This is a genomic window from Methylotuvimicrobium buryatense 5G (assembly GCF_000341735.1).
Lineage (GTDB): Bacteria > Pseudomonadota > Gammaproteobacteria > Methylococcales > Methylomonadaceae > Methylotuvimicrobium > Methylotuvimicrobium buryatense.
Map to the genome: position 1 here is coordinate 4,175,795 of NZ_KB455575.1, position 19,173 is coordinate 4,194,967.

Here is a 19,173-nt window from a genome sequence, read left to right on the forward strand (position 1 = left end):
TATTTTGATCGAAGACGTCACGAGCCTGGGCCTGTAGCTCAGTTGGTTAGAGCGCACCCCTGATAAGGGTGAGGTCGGAGGTTCAAATCCTCCCAGGCCCACCAACGCGGCGCAAGCCTGGAAGCGGAAGGACCACCCGTCAAGCTAGCACTGCCTGGTTTGCACGACCCCCCAAGGGGCCATAGCTCAGCTGGGAGAGCGCCTGCCTTGCACGCAGGAGGTCGGGAGTTCGATCCTCCCTGGCTCCACCAATGCTATACAGTTTTAACGGCGAACACCCGAAAAGACTGTATAGCATTGGTGACGAAACAACAACGTCAGTAATAGCTCTTTAACAATTTGGAAATCTGTACACTGTAAATTCAGCGTTTAAAGCAATTTAAACTAAGAAGATACAAATAACAAGTTCATGTACACAGACGGAGAAGTCGAGTTTAGAAGCGCCCGTGTCGAAAGGCAAGGGGAGCGATTAAAATAGGCGGAACCGAACGTGAACTGAATGAGTTCTCAAGCAGAAAGCGAAAATGTCAGCTGATCCGTATAACGTCAGACTTATTGGGGTTATATGGTCAAGTGAATAAGCGCATACGGTGGATGCCTAGGCGATAAGAGGCGAGGAAGGACGTAGTAGCATGCGATAAGCCGCGGGGAGTTTGCAAACTAACTTTGATCCGCGGATTTCCGAATGGGGCAACCCAATCAGGACAACCTGATTATCCTTAAGTGAATACATAGCTTAAGGAGGCGAACCCGGGGAACTGAAACATCTAAGTACCCGGAGGAAAAGAAATCAACCGAGATTCCCTTAGTAGCGGCGAGCGAACGGGGAGCAGCCCTTAAGCATTGAGCAAATTAGTAGAACAGTCTGGAAAGTCTGGCGATACAGCGTGATAGCCGCGTATACGAAAATTTGCTGAGTGTGAAAACGAGTAGGACGGGGCACGTGAAACCTTGTCTGAATATGGGGGGACCATCCTCCAAGGCTAAATACTCCTTATCGACCGATAGTGAACCAGTACCGTGAGGGAAAGGCGAAAAGAACCCCGGAGAGGGGAGTGAAATAGAACCTGAAACCGTATGCGTACAAGCAGTAGGAGCCTGTCTTCGGATGGGTGACTGCGTACCTTTTGTATAATGGGTCAGCGACTTAATCTCAGTGGCAAGCTTAACCGAATAGGGGAGGCGTAGCGAAAGCGAGTCTGAATAGGGCGTCATAGTCGCTGGGATTAGACCCGAAACCGGGCGATCTATCCATGACCAGGCTGAAGGTTGGGTAATACTAACTGGAGGGCCGAACCGGGATCCGTTGAAAAGGATTCGGATGAGTTGTGGATCGGAGTGAAAGGCTAATCAAGCTCGGAGATAGCTGGTTCTCCTCGAAAGCTATTTAGGTAGCGCCTCGTGTATCACTGTTGGGGGTAGAGCACTGTTTCGGCTAGGGGGTCATCTCGACTTACCAACCCGATGCAAACTCCGAATACCAACAAGTGCGAGCACGGGAGACACACGGCGGGTGATAAGGTCCGTCGTGAAAAGGGAAACAGCCCAGACCGTCAGCTAAGGTCCCCAAATCTATGCTCAGTGGGAAACGATGTGAGAAGGCCCAGACAGCCAGGAGGTTGGCTTAGAAGCAGCCATCCTTTAAAGAAAGCGTAATAGCTCACTGGTCGAGTCGGCTTGCGCGGAAGATTCACCGGGGCTAAGCATAGTACCGAAGCTACGGATCTTACGTAAGTAAGGTGGTAGAGGAGCGTTCTGTACGCCTGCGAAGGTCGATTGAGAAGTCGGCTGGAGGTATCAGAAGTGCGAATGCTGACATGAGTAACGATAATGGGGGTGAAAAACCCCCACGCCGAAAACCCAAGGTTTCCTGCGCAACGCTAATCGACGCAGGGTTAGTCGGCACCTAAGGCGAGGCCGAAAGGCGTAGTCGATGGAAAACAGGTTAATATTCCTGTACCGGAGGTAACTGCGATGGGGTGACGGAGAAGGCTAGGTCAGCTGTCTGTTGGAATAGGCAGTTTAAGCGAGTAGGGAGTGGAATTAGGCAAATCCGGTTCCATAATTCTGAGACGTGATGACGAGTGTCCCCTTGGGGAGACGAAGTGATTGATGCCCTGCTTCCAAGAAAAACCTCTAAGCTTCAGGTTATCTGCGGCCGTACCCTAAACCGACACAGGTGGGTGGGATGAGAATTCTAAGGCGCTTGAGAGAACTCGGGTGAAGGAACTAGGCAAAATGGTACCGTAACTTCGGGAGAAGGTACGCCCTTGGTAGGTGAAGTCCCTTGCGGATGGAGCCCAAGAGGGTAGCATTAAACTGGTGGCTGCGACTGTTTAGCAAAAACATAGCACTCTGCAAACACGAAAGTGGACGTATAGGGTGTGACGCCTGCCCGGTGCCGGAAGGTTAATTGATGGGGTTATCTTCGGAGAAGCTCTTGATCGAAGCCCCGGTAAACGGCGGCCGTAACTATAACGGTCCTAAGGTAGCGAAATTCCTTGTCGGGTAAGTTCCGACCTGCACGAATGGCGTAACGATGGCCACACTGTCTCCACCCGAGACTCAGTGAAATTGAAATCGCTGTGAAGATGCAGTGTACCCGCGGCTAGACGGAAAGACCCCGTGAACCTTTACTATAGCTTGACACTGGACTTTGAACCTATTTGTGTAGGATAGGTGGGAGGCTGTGAAGCATCAACGCCAGTTGGTGTGGAGCCAACCTTGAAATACCACCCTGGTATGTTTGAAGTTCTAACCTAGGTCCATAATCTGGATTGGGGACAGTGTCTGGTGGGTAGTTTGACTGGGGCGGTCTCCTCCCAAAGAGTAACGGAGGAGCACGAAGGTGTGCTCAGCATGGTCGGAAATCATGCGATGAGTGTAAAGGCAAAAGCACGCTTGACTGCGAGACGGACAAGTCGAGCAGGTACGAAAGTAGGTCTTAGTGATCCGGTGGTTCTGAATGGAAGGGCCATCGCTCAACGGATAAAAGGTACTCCGGGGATAACAGGCTGATACCGCCCAAGAGTTCATATCGACGGCGGTGTTTGGCACCTCGATGTCGGCTCATCACATCCTAGGGCTGAAGCAGGTCCTAAGGGTATGGCTGTTCGCCATTTAAAGTGGTACGCGAGCTGGGTTCAGAACGTCGTGAGACAGTTCGGTCCCTATCTGCCGTGGGCGTTTGAGATTTGAGGGAAGCTGCTCCTAGTACGAGAGGACCGGAGTGGACGAACCTCTGGTGTTCCGGTTGTCATGCCAATGGCATTGCCGGGTAGCTATGTTCGGACGGGATAACCGCTGAAAGCATCTAAGCGGGAAGCCTCTCCCAAGATGAGATCTCACTGGGACCATGAGTCCCCTGAAGGGCCCTGAGAGACGATCAGGTTGATAGGTCAGGTGTGGAAGTGTGGTAACACATGAAGCTAACTGATACTAATTGCCCGTGAGGCTTGACCATATAACACCCAATCGGTTTGAAAACCAGAGTGTTATACAACGGCCGACAATCGCTAAAGCGAGAGAGCGAAAAACGTGTACAGATTTCCAAAAAAACAGGTGAAAAGAGCAAGGTTCAAGGTAAAAGGCGCAAGGCGAAAGGCTAAGCGGCAGAGACCGAAAACCCTGATAAAACCGAAAACACCTGTTAGTAAAGAGTTTTGAGTAGGCGCAAAGCACAAAGCCGAGTAAGCATTAAAGAAGATAACCTTTAAGCTAACGGCTTAGCGTTGAACCTGCTGTAACCAGTTTGCCTGGTGACCATAGCGAGCGTGTCCCACCCGATCCCATCCCGAACTCGGCAGTGAAACCGCTTAGCGCCGATGATAGTGTGGCAGTTTGCCATGTGAAAGTAGGGAATTGCCAGGCTCTTATCCTAAAGCCCGTGTTGATCACTCAACACGGGCTTTTTTTTGCCTTAAGGTTTGTCATAGAATGGCATCGCCAATAAAGCACAATCATTGCCGTTTGATGTCATTTGATTTGCGAAGGAGTTCTTGATAAATATCGTTTTGAAACCATGCGCTTTGTCGACGGTGCGCTCACTCGCCCGACAGGACGCCATGGATACGTTCATGTAGGCTCGACGGCGGCACTCCCTGTTGCCGACATCCTCGCTAGCCACACCCTATACCTTCATAAAGCTAACCATTTTTTGAGTATACCTAACGCACTTCAAATTTCGGTATTAGCGTATGGAGGCGCCTGGGGGTTCGGCAAAGGCTTTGGCAGCATGGATGCTGTCATAGAGCCTACATGGGCGTATTCACGGCGTCCTTTGACGGGCACCCCGGCGCCGAAATTTGACTAGTAAAGGGTATATAAAGAAAAGGGTGTGGACATCGGTGTCTTTGTAAACGAAAATGACGATGAAGAAGAATTAAGCGCTCTTTGAGGCGATAAATGTCCAAAAAATGACTTCTCACTTTTTTAAAAGTGAGGCAAAAAATCAGCATCTATTTTTAAAGGACCTATAAGGAAGAACTATGCAACCATCGGCAACAAAAGTTTGCGTAATTGGACTTGGCTACATCGGATTGCCTACCGCGTCGTTATTAGGAACCAAGGGCTTTGATGTCTTTGGCGTCGATACTTCCGAGCATGTTGTCAATACCATTAACCAAGGTAAGATTCATATCGTCGAGCCCGATCTCGATATTTTGGTCAAATCGGCCGTACAATCGGGAAATCTGAAAGCCGGCTTGCATCCGCAAGAAGCCGATGTCTTTATTCTGGCGGTGCCGACACCTTTTAAAGACGACCACATACCCGACCTGTCCTATGTTGAAGCCGCTACGCGAGTTATCGCGCCTTTTGTAAAGCCTGGGAACATTGTTATTTTGGAATCGACCAGCCCGGTCGGTACTACCGACGATATCGTCGCAAAGATATTAAGCGAAGAAGGTCATGACGTCGGAAGAGACGTTTATGTCGCGCATTGTCCGGAGCGCGTGTTGCCGGGACGAATCTTGACTGAATTAGTGGAAAATGACCGCATCGTTGGCGGTATTAATGAAATATCGACTGAAAAAGTTATCGAATTTTATCAAGCTTTTGTGCGCGGAGAGATTTTGGCAACAGATGCCAAAACCGCCGAGCTCAGCAAGCTGAGCGAAAATTCATTCAGGGATGTCAATATCGCTTTTGCTAACGAGTTGTCGCTGATTTGCGATCAGGAAAATATCAACGTTTGGGAATTGATCAAATTAGCGAATCGCCATCCTCGAGTAAATATATTGCAACCGGGGCCTGGCGTCGGCGGGCATTGTATTGCCGTGGACCCTTGGTTTATTGTGGCGAGGTCACCGGATCAAGCCAGGCTCATTAGGACCGCTCGCGAAGTAAACGATGCCAAACCGCATTGGGTCATCGACAAAGTCAAAGTCAGTGCCGATAAATTTAAAAATCCTGTTATCGGCTGTTTGGGTTTGGCTTTTAAAGCTGATGTCGACGATTTGCGGGAGTCGCCGGCTTTGGATATCGTTAAGGAAATACGAAAGCAAGGCATTGGCGAGGTATTGGTTGCCGAACCCAACTTAACGGAACACAAAGAATTTGCGCTGTTGCCTTATCAAGAAGTCATCAAGCGGTCCGATATCGTGCTGCTGTTGGTCGATCATAAGCCGTTTAAAGCGTTGAAGGCGGCCGATCTCAAGGAGAAAATTTTGATCGATACGCGCGGCGTGATTCAATAGTTTGCGGATGCCCGATTCGGAAAACTAAAGCGATGCGGTTTTCCGAATCATGCCTCATAGGCAATATCCAGCACCGTATACTGTACGGCTTGATTGGCAATGTTAATGACGACCACATCGTCAAATGTCTTCTTCAATAAGACCTTGGCTAGTGGCGAATCCAAGCTGATATGCTGTTTAGCCGGATCGAGCTCGTCTGCGCCTACGATTCGGTATTTGACTTCCTTTCCTTCGGCGTTTTCCAGCGTTACCCAGGCACCGAAATAGATGCGATCTTGATCGTTCGGTGTTTGATCGACCACTTTCAGAATCGGCAAGCGTTTTTGCAAGTAATGAATACGCCTGTCGATATCGCGTAATTCTTTTTTTCGATAGATGTATTCGGCGTTTTCCGATCGATCGCCTTCCGCGGCTGCGGCGGCGAGCGCTTCAGTCACATCCTTACGTCTTTCCCATAGCTGCCTGAGTTCTTGTTCCAAGGCTTGGTAGCCGTGGTGGGTGATGTAGGGCGATGATTTAGGTTGAGGGGGTCTCCAGCGGCTCATGATTAGTAAGGTAATGAAATTAATTTTGAATATTTTCAGACAAATTGGCGTCAATTTTATATCATAAACAGCCCTTCATTAATTAAAAAAGGTTTATTTATGCAAGTTGCTGACAATATGGCGGTTTCGATCCACTACACATTAACCAACTCGGCGGGTGAGCAACTCGATAGCTCGATAGGCAGTGATGCGTTGGTTTATCTTCATGGCAGCGGCAATATCATTCCCGGTTTGGAAAAAGCTCTACAGGGTAAATCGGTTGGGGATAAATTCCAAGTTTCTATCGCTCCCGAAGAGGGATATGGCGAATATTTTCAAGAAATGGTTCAGGTTATCCCTCGCAAGATGTTCGAAGGTGTTGATAACGTGGAAGTCGGTATGCAGTTTCATGCCGATGTCAGTTCAGGTCCCGGTATTGTTACCGTTATTAAAGTCGAAGGCGAGGAAGTGACGATAGACGGCAATCATCCTCTAGCCGGAGAGTCGCTGAATTTCGATGTTGAAGTCACCGATGTTAGAGCGGCGACCGAGGATGAGTTGGCGCACGGCCATATTCATGGTGTTGGCGGCGTAGATCACTAATCCGGGCTTATTCAATATTTTTACGAGGACCGAATGCGTTGCTAGAGTCCGAGCAACACAAACGATCCCTCTTTCATCATTATGAAGACGCTCAAATCGGCTACGCATTACAAAGTCATTTGCTCTTTTTTTGCGCTCGCGCTTCTAATTGCGGGTCCGGTTTGCTCTGAGACCTCGCTATGGCGGGTTAGTAAAGGTGATACTGAATTGTTTATCGGCGGTACTATTCACTTGCTGAGTGCGTCGGATTATCCGCTACCCGAAGCGTTTGAGCGGGTTTATCGAAAAGCCGACAAATTAGTGTTGGAAGTCGATTTAACCGACCTATCCGGGCAGGAAGTGCAAATAACTATGATGCGGCGTTTACAGTATGTCGACGGTACGACGTTGCGTGATGAGCTTAACGCCGAGACTTATGCCGAATTGGAGCGTTTTTGTCGGCATGCGGGTATAGCGATTGAGTCGTTACAGAACTTGAAGCCGCCTTTGGCCGCGATTAGCTTGATGATGTTTGAGTTACATCGTTTAGGTTTAGCCGAAGCCGGCGTCGATCATTTTTTCAGCGCGAAAGCCCAATCCGATAATAAACCCGTCGGTGCGCTAGAGTCGTTAGAGATGCAAATATCAGTACTGGAGCAGATGGGACGGGGGCAAGAGAACGAACTCATTTTGTCCACGTTAAGAGATATTCAAGAGCTCCCTGCGTTACTGAGTAGGCTCAAGTCTGCATGGCGTTCAGGCGATCTCGATACATTGGATGAATTAGGAATCGCGCCGATGCGCAGCGATTACCCTAGCCTATATCGGGAACTGCTGGTCAATCGCAACAATGCTTGGGTACCTAAGATTGAGACGATGTTAAGTACGCCCGAGCGAGAGTTGATTTTAGTAGGCGTTTTGCATTTGGCCGGGGAAGAGGGTGTTTTGCGGCAATTATGCGAACGGGGTTATGTTGTCGAGCCTTACCGGCCCTTTCCTATTAACCTAGAAAAAGCATTTTGCCATGAAAATAATGAAGAATAAGAGGTTAATTGAGTAACTTGTTATACGTTTGTATAAAACTTTCTCTCACCCAAAAGGTTAGCGAGAATGCTTAGGATTTCGTGATATACCCGTCGTAGATCAAAATTCGGCGCCGGGGTGTCCGCCAAAGGACGCCGTGAATACGTCCATGTAGGCTCTATGCCAGCTCCATGCTGGCAAAGCCTTTGTCGGACACCCCGGCGCCTCCTCGGGCACTGCCATTAAGTTAAGCCATCACAGATTAAGTAATGCTTGTATCCAGGATCTACTTTGCCTCAAAGCTTGCCATCCATGGCACTGGATTCCGCCAGTCCATGGCGGAATGACGGGCTCCCTTAATTTAATGGCAGTGCTTCCTAAAGTAGGGGGGTTATTTACGTCCTAATCCTTAGGTAATTTCTTGAAACCCTTCATGAACTTCATGGTTAAATTGCCGAATTTAGGTTAAACGATTTTTCGATCATAAGGGAGTAAGTTTATTGATTTTTGCCCAGCCAATCTTGCGGCTTTAAATAACGTTCGTACAACTCTGCTTCGGGGGAGCCCGGTTCCGGTTGCCAATTATAGCGCCAGTTCGCAACCGGCGGCATAGACATCAAAATAGATTCGGTACGTCCGCCCGATTGTAGGCCGAATAGCGTACCGCGATCGTAAACCAGATTGAACTCGACGTAACGGCCGCGACGATAGAGTTGGAACTCGCGTTCTCGCTCGCCGTAAGGCGTGTTTTTGCGTTTTTCGATAATCGGCACATAGGCGTCGATATAGTGATTACCGATGCTTTGCATGAATGCAAAGCATCGCTCGAAGCCCCATTCATTCAGATCGTCGAAAAACAATCCGCCCGCACCGCGTGTTTCGCCGCGGTGCTTCAAATAAAAATACTCGTCACACCATTTTTTATAGCGAGGATAAACCTCTTTGCCGAAAGGCTCGCAGGCGAGGCGCGCGGTTCGATGCCAATGCTGCACATCTTCATAAAACGGATAAAAAGGCGTTAAATCGAATCCTCCGCCGAACCACCAAATCGGCTCTTCGCCGGGTTTTTCAGCGACAAAAAAGCGCACATTGGCATGTGAAGTCGGAACATAGGGGTTACGCGGATGAATGACTAATGAAACGCCCATCGCTTGAAATCGGCGGTTGGTCAATTCCGGCCTCGCGGCTGTCGCAGACGCAGGTAGTTGGTTACCGAAGACGTGAGAAAAATTGACGCCGCCTTGTTCGATGACGTGACCGTTGCTTAACACTCGGGTCTTGCCGCCTCCCCCTTCAGGTCTTTGCCAGTCGTCTTCGATGAATCTCGCGTTCGGTTCCTGGCTTTCCAGTGCGGCGCAGATCCGATTTTGTAAATCCAGCAGAAAGCTTTTGACGTTTTCGATGTCTTTGTTATTCATTGTTAATTAGAGTGTCAAGAGGAAGCGGGTGTTAAAATCTACCCGTTTTAGTTACTGTGAAAGTTCGTAAATTTGGATTCATTATCTAATTTTTCGATATACAAATCTCTGTTCTGGCAATGCCGGTTCCGGAGAGGGTGCGGTTGCTCGATCGACAGGCGTTGGCGGCAGGATAGCCGCCATCGAGCCTACATGGACGTATTCACGGCGTCCTGTCGGGCGAGTGACCGCGCCCTCCCCACGTCTCGTACTTTCATTTGCCGGGCTTTCATGAACGTTAGGTTAAGGCAAATTTTTAGCGTGCACTCTCTATAGGGAATCAAGAAAATGCCGGAACAAATCCGGATTAAGTTTTTTTAGGTCCGCTCTTAAAGCGATCGAGGTCGACTCAAGCGGTTCGGCGCTTAATTGCTTGGCTAGGCTGAATGCGAGAAAACCTTCCGTTTCGCCGTTTAAAATAAGGTCTTGTTTAGCGAGTGCCGGCTTGATCAATAGTATCCAGGCCGGGAAAATCTGCGTTGGCAACTCGGGGTCAAGTTCCTGAAATCGTTCCCAGTCGTCGGAAAGCAAATGATATCCGGTCTGTTTTAACAGTTGTTCGGCTGTTTCGGTATGCAGCAGGAATAACAAAAACCAATGCTCGAGACCGGCCAGTTCCCGGATCACTTTGAAGCTGGCCTCGGCATAGCGAAATAGCAAAATAGGTTGTTTAGAGTAGTCGGGTTCTTGTTCGATTGCTTTGGTAACGTCATGCCACAGAAATGCTTTCGTGCCTGTATAGCTGACATGTAGCTTAGGCTGCTCGGGATCGAAGGGGCGGCCGGTTAGTTCGGTGGTCAAGTCTTGCCACAGCGGCGTCAGAAAACGTATAGCTTCTGTTCGTAATAACTTAACCGCTAACGGCATCAGTGTATTATCTAAGGTATCGAGTTTATTGGATAACGAAAAGCCGGGCGCCCGGAATTTTTTTTCCTGCTCGATCAGAAGCGCATAGTCTTCGTGCTTTGTGGGGTCAAAGGCGTATAAGGTGTCTAGCAGTTCCGGAATTTTGCGTTTGTTGCGGTTAGTGATAGCGTCGATTAACTCGTTTTCGGCATAAACCGGTGCACTGTCGAAAAACAAATCCATCTGCATGCGGTCCTGCGCCGGTACGAAGTCTGTTTTGAAATTGATGTCGTTTTGCGGGTCGCGGCTGATGATGAGTTCGTTTTGCTCGGTTGAAAGATAGGTGCCGCGCGTTTCGCTCAAGCCCAGCGCTCGTGCATAATTCGTAGCAATGGCAAGTTGCTCGATGATACGTTCGCGCGGCGCCGTAAAACAACTGTCCAGGTTTTCGATAAGGCCGTCTCGCCAATCGATGTAGTTCGAATAGCTAAGATAGCCGGTCGCGAGCAGCCATGCGATCGGCGAAAATCGACCTTGTTCGATCAGCAATTGGTCGACATGGTGCCGGATACTGCTGCGCATGTTTATTCTCTCGGAGCACCTGCCTGACGGCATGAGGCAATGAGTGCGTGCAGGTGAGGTTTGCCGAGATTACGGGCAAGTGCGATATTGCGTCTAGGAATATTTTCCGAGTCCGGGTGGCGCTCGATGGCTTCGGAGATGCTGTCTTCGCGAAGCAGATGCAGGATAGGGTAGGGCGATCGGTTCGTATAATTGGCCGGATCGTCGCTGTCGCTATCGGCGAAGCAGTAGTCGGGATGAAAGCTGGCCAGTTGATAAATACCGTCGTAGCCCTGCTCCGACAATAGTGTTTCGGCCAGAGAGAGAAAATCGAGATAATCATCGAATTCGTGCAGCGAATGGGGGTAAATCAGCAGTGTTGTGTTTATGCTTAAGTCGGTATCTAAATGCCGGCATTCTTCGATCAAACGCTCAAGGCCGCTTGCGGTGTCGGCGCTTCGGCAAATACTGAAACGAATTCCTTTTTGGCGAAACGGTTTAGCGGCGAAAGGGCATAAGTCGAGACCGATGACAACGGTTTCGAGCCATGCCCTTATTGCGTATTCTACCGGGTCGACAGTCACTTCAGCATTGAAGGATAGTTTCGAAGTGATTCGTTCGGTTAGGTATGGCTGACGCCGGCCGCAATTCTTTTTTCCCGTTCTTCGCTGGCTTTTTCGATTTTCGCAAAAACGCGCAAAATATCGGTGGCCGATACGATGCCGACCAGCTTGCTATTGTGATCGACGACCGGTAGTGCTCCGACTTTGTTTTCGGCCATAATGCTGGCGGCTTCTGACGCGTAAGTATCGGGATTAACGGTCAATACGCCTCGACGCATGATGTGTTGAACTTTTTGTGGGACGACCTGCAAAACGGTTTTCCCTTCGACGGTCTCAACCGAGTTCGAGTTGCTTTTCGGTCCTAAGGCTTTGTACAGGTCTCGATCCGATACGATGCCGATGACTTTGCCTTTTTCAACGACGGGTAAATGACGAACTTTTTCATAATGCAGCAAGAAAAAGACACGATCGATCATGTCATGTTGTTCGACTGTGAATACTTGCGAAGTCATTAAATCTTCAACACGCATGTAGTTGCACTCCTAAAGATAATTGATAAACCGAGTAAGAATAGGGAAAATATCTGTTTTTTACAAGAGTTAATGTCTATTTTGATATAAAATGCCTTGTTTTGTGAGAGCAACTTAACCGCTAAAGTGTGTTTGTACTTAGGCGCGAAGTATGGGCCCATCACAATTTAAAATTTCGGCAATAGGCGTATGGAGGCACCCGGCACCTAAATTCCATAGGCCATTGGTTATGTCAAAATCTAGCTGCTAAGCCTTTGACGGGCAGCCCGATGCCGAAATTTGACTAGCAAAGGGTATATTTCAAATAACCAGACAAACTTGGAGTTTCATTATGCGCATTATTCTTTTGGGTAGTCCCGGTTCCGGCAAAGGAACGCAGGCCCAATTTATTACCGAAAAATATGACATTCCGCAAATCTCGACCGGAGATATGTTGCGGGCCGCTGTGCGCGAAGGTACGCCGTTGGGCGTCGAGGCTAAAAAAGTCATGGATGCGGGGGGCTTGGTTTCGGACGATATTATTTTAGGATTGATCAAAGAGAGAATTGCGCAGCCGGATTGCCAAAACGGTTTTTTGCTGGACGGTTTTCCTCGCACAATCGCGCAAGCCGAGGGTTTGGCCGCGATGGATATCGTGATTGACCATGTTATCGAGATTGTGGTCGAGGACGAGGAAATCGTTAAGCGAATGAGCGGTAGACGCGTGCACCCGGGCTCAGGTAGGACTTATCATGTCGCATTCAATCCGCCTAAAACGGCTGGTGTCGACGATGTAACCGGCGAACCTTTAATTCAGCGAGATGACGACCAAGAAGACACCGTTCGTAAAAGGCTGAGCGTATATCACGAACAAACCAAGCCGTTGGTCGGTTACTATTCGGCATTGGGCGGCAAGACTCACTTCGCATCGATTGCCGGTGTCGGGTCGGTCGATGAGATTACGCAAAAGATTTTTGCCGTTTTAGGATAACGCGCAAGCGTCTTTATCGACGCTTAACGCATACTTTTACTTTCCGCTGACGCGGTTAATACAATGAGTAGCTATGTCAGGTAAAACTTTATATGACAAATTATGGGAAGATCACGTTGTCCATACTGAGGATGACGGTTCTTCATTGATCTATATCGACCGCCATTTAGTCCATGAGGTCACTTCTCCACAAGCGTTTGAAGGGCTCCGGCTTGCCGGCCGCAAGCCTTGGCGACAAGCGAGAAATTTGGCCGTTGCCGACCATAACGTGCCGACCACCGATCGCGATAAAGGCATCGCCGATCCGGTTTCCAGGCTGCAGGTCGAAACCCTCGAAAAAAACTGTGCCGAATTCGGTATTACCGAGTTCGATATGTCCGATATTCGCCAAGGCATCGTGCATGTCGTAGGTCCCGAGCAAGGCGCGACGCTGCCCGGCATGACCGTGGTGTGCGGCGATTCGCATACGTCGACACACGGCGCTTCCGGCGCGCTGGCATTCGGCATCGGCACGTCGGAAGTCGAGCATGTGTTGGCGACGCAATGTTTGGTGCAGAAAAAAGCCAAAAACATGCTGATCAAGGTAGACGGCGAAGTGCGCCCAGGCGTCACCGCGAAAGACATCGTGCTGGCGATCATCGGCAAAATCGGTACCGCCGGCGGCAACGGTTATACGATCGAATTTGCCGGGTCCGCGATCCGCGCATTGTCGATGGAAGGCCGCATGACGGTCTGCAACATGGCGATTGAAGCGGGCGCTCGTGCCGGTCTAATCGGAGTTGACGATGTGACGATCGAGTATTACCGCGGCCGGCCGCTTTCACCGAAAGGCAACGACTGGTTCATGGCCGAGCGCATGTGGCAGCAACTGCATTCCGATCCCGACGCAGTCTTCGATAAAGTCGTCGAGCTGAATGCAGCCGACGTCAAGCCGCAAGTGACTTGGGGCACTTCGCCTGAATTGGTCGTGTCGGTCGACGCTAGTGTGCCCGATCCTGCTCAAGAAACCGATGCGACCAAGCGCGAAAGCATGAAGCGGGCACTGCAATACATGGATCTGAAGCCGGGTCTGGCGATTACCGATATCAAGCTCGATAAAGTATTCATCGGTTCCTGCACGAACTCGAGAATCGAGGATTTGAGAGCCGCCGCCGTGGTCGCAAAAGGCAAAAAACTGGCCGATAACATCAAATTGGCTTTGGTCGTGCCGGGTTCCGGCTTGATCAAACAACAAGCCGAGGCCGAAGGCTTGGATAAAATCTTCATCGAAGCCGGATTCGAATGGCGCGATCCGGGCTGCTCGATGTGTTTGGCGATGAACGCCGACCGCTTGGAGCCGGGCGAGCGTTGTGCGTCAACCTCGAACCGTAATTTCGAAGGGCGGCAAGGCTACGGCGGGCGCACGCATCTAGTCAGTCCTGCGATGGCTGCCGCAGCCGCGATTGCAGGACATTTCGTCGATGTCAGCACCGAAGCGAACCAAGGAGCAACAGCATGAGAGCATTTACCAAAATAGACGCGCTGGTCGCACCGTTGGACCGGGCCAATGTCGATACCGATGCGATTATTCCGAAACAATTTCTGAAATCGATACGTCGAGCTGGGTTCGGACCGTTTCTGTTCGACGAATGGCGCTATCTCGATCACGGCGAACCAGACATGGATTGCACGAATCGGCCGATCAACCCGGATTTCGTGCTGAATAAACCGGAGTACAAGGGCGCCGAGCTATTGTTGACCCGCGAGAATTTCGGTTGCGGTTCGTCGCGCGAACATGCGCCATGGGCGCTCGAAGATTTCGGCTTCAGAGCGATCATCGCGCCGAGTTTCGCCGATATCTTTTATAACAATTGTTTCAAGAACGGTATCTTGCCTATCGTACTCGATGCCGGCATTGTCGATGACTTATTTAACGAATTGACCGAAGGTTATCGGCTAACGGTTGATCTTGAAACGCAAAAAATCGTCACGCCTTCCGGCCGGGAAATTGCCTTTGAAGTCGATGCCAATCGAAAATTCAGGTTGCTGAACGGGCTTGACGATATCGCATTGACCTTGCAGCATGCCGATCAAATTCACGCATATGAGACGGAGCGTGCGAAGCGGGCGCCCTGGTTGTTTGGGTAGCCGTAAATCGATTGCTCCTATCTGAGCGAAAAAACGTTTAATTTTCAAGAGGGCGGGGTGTTTGGCGCGGGTGCCGGCAGTTGAGAGGTTTGTGCTTCTGTGTATTCTTTCCCGCTGCCGCCATCCTCGCCAAACAAACTCCGCTCAATTTTTGATCCCCAAATTGGAAATTGCAGGTACTTCGGCACCATTTTGATTAGCTTGCCTTTCCCGCATAAGTGTCAAAGGCTGGCGTCGCCGGACATTCTAATGCGATGAATATTATCATCCCGAAGGTAGTTGATGCTGTGGTTTCTACTTTAATGAAAAGGTAATCAAACATGACTAAGTTATACAATGTTGCTGTGGTTGGTGCCACCGGCGCTGTTGGTGAAGCGATGCTGTCGATACTGGAAGAGCGTAATTTTCCGGTCGGTGAAGTTTATGCGTTGGCCAGTAGCCGTTCGGTTGGTAAACGCATCCCTTTCAAGGGTGGTTCGCTGAAGGTACAGGATTTAGCCGAGTTCGACTTTTCCAAAGCGCAAATCGGCTTGTTTTCGCCCGGTGCTTCAATATCTGCCGAATACGCGCCTAAAGCCGCGGCAGCCGGGTGCATCGTGATCGATAATACTTCCCAATTTCGTTATGACGATAATATCCCATTAGTCGTGCCCGAAGTTAATCCCGAGAGGATCGCCGACTATAAAAATAAAGGCATCATTGCCAATCCGAATTGTTCGACGATCCAGATGTTAGTTGCATTGAAACCGATTTACGATGCAGTCGGTATCAGTCGAATCAATGTTTGTACTTATCAGGCAGTTTCCGGTACGGGTAAAGAAGCGATTGAGGAGCTGAGTCTGCAAACCGCTCATTTATTGAACGGTAAACCGATTAAACCGAGCGTTTATCCGAAGCAAATCGCTTTCAATGTCTTGCCGCAAATCGATGTATTTATGGAAAATGGATATACCAAGGAAGAAATGAAAATGGTTTGGGAGACGCGGAAAATCATGGGTGACGAATCGATTCAAGTCAATCCTACCGCTGTGCGTGTGCCTGTTTTTTTTGGTCATTCCGAAGCTGTGCATATTGAAACACGTCACAAAATAGATATTAAATCGGTGCGCGCGCTACTCGAAAAGGCTCCCGGAGTGACAGTGTTTGACGAACGCCGGGACGGAGGGTATCCAACCGCGGTGACAGAATCCTCCGGGCACGATAATGTGTTTGTCGGGCGTATTCGCGAAGATATTTCGCATCCGCTAGGAATCGACTTATGGGTTGTTGGTGATAATGTCAGAAAAGGCGCCGCTTTAAACAGTGTCCAAATCGCAGAAGAATTGGTAAAAAATTACATCTAGTCTAAGCTTAATTTCATATTTGACTGTTCCGGGTATTAGATTGTGGTATATGTGTATAAAGGAGAGCAATGTGCGCAAATTGACTAAAACCATAGCGCTTGTATCGTTGATGACCCCGACTAGCGTGCTTCCGTTGGGGATTGGCGATATCACATTGCACTCGGCGCTAAATCAAAGTCTCGATGCAGAAATTGCATTGATGCTTGCGCCCGACGAAAATCCGTCCGACATTACCGTGAAGCTGGCGCCTCCCGATAAGTTCGATGAAGCGGGGCTACCGTGGAGCTATTTTCTTTCCAAAATTAAATTCAACCTGGTTCCCGTGTCCGATAAGCGCGCGGTTATTAAACTCAGTTCGACTGAGGTGCTCAAGGAGCCTTTTTTAGATTTTTTGATTGAGGTGAATTGGCCGAAAGGGACACTTTATCGTGAGTTCACCGTTTTGGTCGACCCGCCCTCAACTTATCAACAGCCTGTATTACCGGTTCCTAGCGACTACGGTGTGACACCTGCCGAGCAAGAATATGCAAGAGTTGTTGAGCGTCCGGTTGCACCCGCTCCGCGTCGGGAAGAGGCGCGCATGCCTGCTTCGGGCGTGTATGGCCCGGTTAGCAGAAATGAAACGCTTTGGGCCGTTGCTACGAAGGTAAGGCCGTCGAACGATGTTTCGGTTGAACAAACCATGATTGCGCTGCTTGAGAATAATCCGGGCGCATTTTATAAAGATAATGTCAATGCGTTAAAAGCGGGAGCACGGCTCAAGGTTCCGGAAAGAGAGGTCATACTGAAACTTTCCCACCGGCAAGCAGTGGCGGAGTATGGTCGGCAAAATCAAGTTTGGCGCGGCCAGTTGGCGGCGGCAACGGAGGCGCCGGTTGACGAGGAAGTTATCGACTCGCAATTAAGACTCGTAGCCCCTACCCAAGAAGATGTTGCACAGACCGAGCGCGTTGTCAGCGGTGAAAGAGATGAAAGATTGTTGCAACCAGTCGATCCTGACAAAACCGATCAGGATGAATCAAGCAGAGATGATGCGGAGTTGCGCGCGCGATTGGAGAAGTTGGAGGAACAATTAGCGGTGATGCAGCAAATGCTGGCCATTAAAGACGAGCAATTAGCCGCGCTGCAGCATAAAGAACCATCCGAAAAAGTTGAAGCGCCACCCCCCCCAGTTGTTACGCAGCCGGTGAAGGAAGCTGCGCCGCAGCCACGTCCGGCAGTAAAACCGCCCCAAGCTGTGGCGCAAGAGCCTGTGAGCGAACTTCTGGATTCCTTTTATTACGCGATAATAGCACTAGTCGGTGCCGGTTTGTTAGGTGGTTTAGGCTGGTTGTGGTTGAGGAAGCGCCAAACCGAAAAAGAAACCGATACGGATAGTATGTTCGCTGCGTCATCGCAGATTAGTCTTCCCAGTTCAGATGACGAGCTGAATTTGTTGGCCGCGGAAGACGAGTCTGCTTATGATGTCGGGACCGTTGGTGAAAGTTCGTTCTTAAGTGAATTTACTCCGAGCGATTTCGATGCTTTCGATAGCGACCAGCATGAGGTCGATCCGATTTCCGAGGCTGACGTTTATTTGGCATACGGTCGTTACCAACAAGCCGAGGGATTGATCCGGCAAGCAATTGTCGAACATCCTGAGAATGACGATTACAAATTAAAGCTATTAGAAATTTTTTATGCCAACGAAAACAAGGACGCTTTCGATAGTTATGCCAATGAACTGAAACAAGCCGGCAAAAACGAAAATATTGAATTTTGGGCAAAAGTTACTGAGATGGCCAGTGAAATTAGCCCAGGATCAGTCTTGTTCACTGCCGATTTTGATACGGAAGACGATATCGAAGACGCGTTGGTGACTGAAAATGTTTCTCGGGATGTCGATGCCGCGAATTCAGGTGATATAAGTGAGGATAATCGTTTCGACTTCGATCTGCCCGAGTTTGAAAAGATGGAGCATGAAGAGGAGCAGTCATCTTTAAAAGATGAAGAAGCGGAGGATGAAAAGCCGGATAACAGTCTCGATTTCGATTTGGAGAGTTTTGATTTTTCGGTTCCCGAGCCGGAAGATCGTCCGATTGAGGTTTCAGAACAACGAACATCGGAACAGAATCGGCAATACGATAATCAGATCGAGTTCGATTTGAATCCGACAACAGAACCATCTGCAGAGAAAAAAACCGATGCCTTAGGCCTTGAAGAAATTGAATCGTTCGATTTTGATGCCTTCGATTCCGGTACAGAGCAAAAGCCTGATACTGCCGCCTTTTCTGGGATGGATGATTTTGATGAATTTGATGAATTTGATGTATCTTTCGACGAAAAAGAAACTCAGGCCAAAGACGCATCCGGTTTGACCGAAGAGGAAAAGGATGACGCCGGTTTTGATTTTAATTTTGACTTCGCTTTGGATTCGACGTCAAAGAAAGGGAGTGACGATAGTTTTCCAGACGATTTGGACTTAGGGGTTTCCGATTTGACCGATATGGATGAATTCGAAACCAAAATCGATCTTGCCAGGGCTTATATCGATATGGGAGATAGCGATGCCGCTAAGGATATCGCGCAGGAAGTATTGGATAAGGGAAGTCCCGAGCAAAAAAAGATCGCTCAATCAATTCTTGACGAATTGAAATAAAAAGAAAGGGCCCGTTATCGGGCCTTTTTTATGACTATCTTGTCTGCTAAGGAATATACACAAAATAACTCAGCAATTCCCAGTTTGAGCAGTTTCGCCGATTTTAGGGTGTGGGGTATGCCTGTCGAGGAACGCCGTAAACCTATCCATGGGGGCTTGGCGGCAGCTAAGCGCCAAGGATGGCGTGAATGCAGATTTTGTAGGAGCAAAAATCTGCCCCTGCTGCCGACATCCTCGCCAAGCATACCCCACACCCTTTTTGATCTCCAAATTGGGAATTGCTGCAAAATAACTGCTGTAAGTAGTAGGCGTT

General features: G+C 49.3%; 13 protein-coding genes, 2 tRNA genes and 2 rRNA genes. 12 read left to right on the top strand and 5 right to left on the bottom strand.

The annotated features are described in order from the left end of the window. Window positions 1-27 precede the first annotated feature (27 nt). From METBU_RS0118725 to wecC, 5 genes are all read left to right on the top strand, one after another. Window positions 28-104: transfer RNA gene (locus tag METBU_RS0118725), tRNA-Ile, on the top strand. Window positions 105-175: 71 nt separating this feature from the next. After that, window positions 176-251, top strand: a tRNA-Ala gene (locus tag METBU_RS0118730). Window positions 252-567: 316 nt separating this feature from the next. Next, window positions 568-3,463, top strand: a 23S ribosomal RNA gene (locus METBU_RS0118735). A 291-nt stretch (window positions 3,464-3,754) separates the two neighbouring features. Beyond that, window positions 3,755-3,870, top strand: a 5S ribosomal RNA gene (gene rrf / locus METBU_RS0118745). A 617-nt stretch (window positions 3,871-4,487) separates the two neighbouring features. Further along, window positions 4,488-5,696 (top strand): UDP-N-acetyl-D-mannosamine dehydrogenase, encoded by a 1,209-nt coding sequence (gene wecC / locus METBU_RS0118755; RefSeq protein WP_017842077.1) that lies wholly within the window; start codon window positions 4,488-4,490, stop codon window positions 5,694-5,696. Window positions 5,697-5,743: 47 nt separating this feature from the next. Here the strand turns inward: wecC and greB are convergent, their stop codons facing one another. Beyond that, window positions 5,744-6,241 (bottom strand): transcription elongation factor GreB, encoded by a 498-nt coding sequence (gene greB, locus METBU_RS0118760; RefSeq protein WP_040575876.1) that lies wholly within the window; start codon window positions 6,239-6,241, stop codon window positions 5,744-5,746. Between the two features lie 99 nt (window positions 6,242-6,340). Here greB and METBU_RS0118765 point away from each other — a divergent pair, with 99 nt between their 5' ends. Both METBU_RS0118765 and METBU_RS0118770 read left to right on the top strand, forming a co-directional pair. Further along, window positions 6,341-6,823, top strand: coding sequence for an FKBP-type peptidyl-prolyl cis-trans isomerase (locus tag METBU_RS0118765; RefSeq protein WP_017842079.1), 483 nt, complete (start codon window positions 6,341-6,343; stop codon window positions 6,821-6,823). A gap of 81 nt (window positions 6,824-6,904) precedes the next feature. Further along, a complete protein-coding gene (locus METBU_RS0118770; protein ID WP_017842080.1) occupies window positions 6,905-7,846 on the top strand; it encodes a TraB/GumN family protein in 942 nt (313 codons plus the stop codon). Between the two features lie 476 nt (window positions 7,847-8,322). On the opposite strand, the gene hemF is transcribed toward METBU_RS0118770, so the two are convergent. The 4 genes from hemF to METBU_RS0118790 all read right to left on the bottom strand — a co-directional run bounded on the left by hemF (window position 8,323) and on the right by METBU_RS0118790 (window position 11,782). Continuing rightward, window positions 8,323-9,243, bottom strand: a complete 921-nt coding sequence (gene hemF / locus METBU_RS0118775) for an oxygen-dependent coproporphyrinogen oxidase (RefSeq protein WP_017842081.1) — start codon at window positions 9,241-9,243, stop codon at window positions 8,323-8,325. Window positions 9,244-9,552: 309 nt separating this feature from the next. Further along, on the bottom strand, window positions 9,553-10,710 hold the full coding sequence (locus METBU_RS0118780) for a hypothetical protein (protein ID WP_017842082.1): 1,158 nt from the start codon (window positions 10,708-10,710) through the stop codon (window positions 9,553-9,555). Between the two features lie 2 nt (window positions 10,711-10,712). Next, on the bottom strand, window positions 10,713-11,273 hold the full coding sequence (locus METBU_RS0118785) for a DUF1415 domain-containing protein (RefSeq protein ID WP_017842083.1): 561 nt from the start codon (window positions 11,271-11,273) through the stop codon (window positions 10,713-10,715). Window positions 11,274-11,311: 38 nt separating this feature from the next. Further along, the gene (locus METBU_RS0118790) at window positions 11,312-11,782 is read right to left on the bottom strand and encodes a CBS domain-containing protein (RefSeq protein WP_014149948.1); all 471 of its coding nucleotides are present in this window, start codon (window positions 11,780-11,782) and stop codon (window positions 11,312-11,314) included. A 331-nt stretch (window positions 11,783-12,113) separates the two neighbouring features. Here METBU_RS0118790 and adk point away from each other — a divergent pair, with 331 nt between their 5' ends. The 5 genes from adk (at window position 12,114) to METBU_RS0118815 (ending at window position 18,860) form a co-directional block, all read left to right on the top strand. Then, entirely contained in the window at window positions 12,114-12,752 is a 639-nt protein-coding gene (adk, locus tag METBU_RS0118795; protein ID WP_017842084.1) for an adenylate kinase, read from the top strand. Window positions 12,753-12,825: 73 nt separating this feature from the next. Then, window positions 12,826-14,250: a 3-isopropylmalate dehydratase large subunit gene (gene leuC / locus METBU_RS0118800; protein ID WP_017842085.1), complete on the top strand. Its 1,425-nt coding sequence runs from the start codon at window positions 12,826-12,828 to the stop codon at window positions 14,248-14,250. Then, window positions 14,247-14,879, top strand: coding sequence for a 3-isopropylmalate dehydratase small subunit (leuD, locus tag METBU_RS0118805; protein WP_017842086.1), 633 nt, complete (start codon window positions 14,247-14,249; stop codon window positions 14,877-14,879). Before leuC ends, leuD begins: the two co-directional genes overlap by 4 nt. A 320-nt stretch (window positions 14,880-15,199) precedes the next feature. Then, window positions 15,200-16,222 carry an aspartate-semialdehyde dehydrogenase gene (locus METBU_RS0118810; protein ID WP_017842087.1) on the top strand — a complete coding sequence of 341 codons (1,023 nt, stop codon included), beginning with the start codon at window positions 15,200-15,202 and terminating at the stop codon, window positions 16,220-16,222. A gap of 70 nt (window positions 16,223-16,292) precedes the next feature. Continuing rightward, on the top strand, window positions 16,293-18,860 hold the full coding sequence (locus METBU_RS0118815; RefSeq protein ID WP_017842088.1) for a FimV/HubP family polar landmark protein: 2,568 nt from the start codon (window positions 16,293-16,295) through the stop codon (window positions 18,858-18,860). Window positions 18,861-19,173: the final 313 nt, after the last annotated feature.

What these genes read in the sequence shown, in the direction of transcription:
- METBU_RS0118780 (WP_017842082.1), bottom strand. Translation starts at nt 10,710, where the DNA reads ATGCGCAGCAGTATCCGGCACCATGTCGACCAATTGCTGATCGAACAA.
- METBU_RS0118770 (WP_017842080.1), top strand. Translation starts at nt 6,905, where the DNA reads ATGAAGACGCTCAAATCGGCTACGCATTACAAAGTCATTTGCTCTTTT.
- hemF (WP_017842081.1), bottom strand. Translation starts at nt 9,243, where the DNA reads ATGAATAACAAAGACATCGAAAACGTCAAAAGCTTTCTGCTGGATTTA.
- METBU_RS0118810 (WP_017842087.1), top strand. Translation starts at nt 15,200, where the DNA reads ATGACTAAGTTATACAATGTTGCTGTGGTTGGTGCCACCGGCGCTGTT.
- METBU_RS0118765 (WP_017842079.1), top strand. Translation starts at nt 6,341, where the DNA reads ATGCAAGTTGCTGACAATATGGCGGTTTCGATCCACTACACATTAACC.
- greB (WP_040575876.1), bottom strand. Translation starts at nt 6,241, where the DNA reads ATGAGCCGCTGGAGACCCCCTCAACCTAAATCATCGCCCTACATCACC.
- leuC (WP_017842085.1), top strand. Translation starts at nt 12,826, where the DNA reads ATGTCAGGTAAAACTTTATATGACAAATTATGGGAAGATCACGTTGTC.
- adk (WP_017842084.1), top strand. Translation starts at nt 12,114, where the DNA reads ATGCGCATTATTCTTTTGGGTAGTCCCGGTTCCGGCAAAGGAACGCAG.
- wecC (WP_017842077.1), top strand. Translation starts at nt 4,488, where the DNA reads ATGCAACCATCGGCAACAAAAGTTTGCGTAATTGGACTTGGCTACATC.
- METBU_RS0118790 (WP_014149948.1), bottom strand. Translation starts at nt 11,782, where the DNA reads ATGCGTGTTGAAGATTTAATGACTTCGCAAGTATTCACAGTCGAACAA.
- leuD (WP_017842086.1), top strand. Translation starts at nt 14,247, where the DNA reads ATGAGAGCATTTACCAAAATAGACGCGCTGGTCGCACCGTTGGACCGG.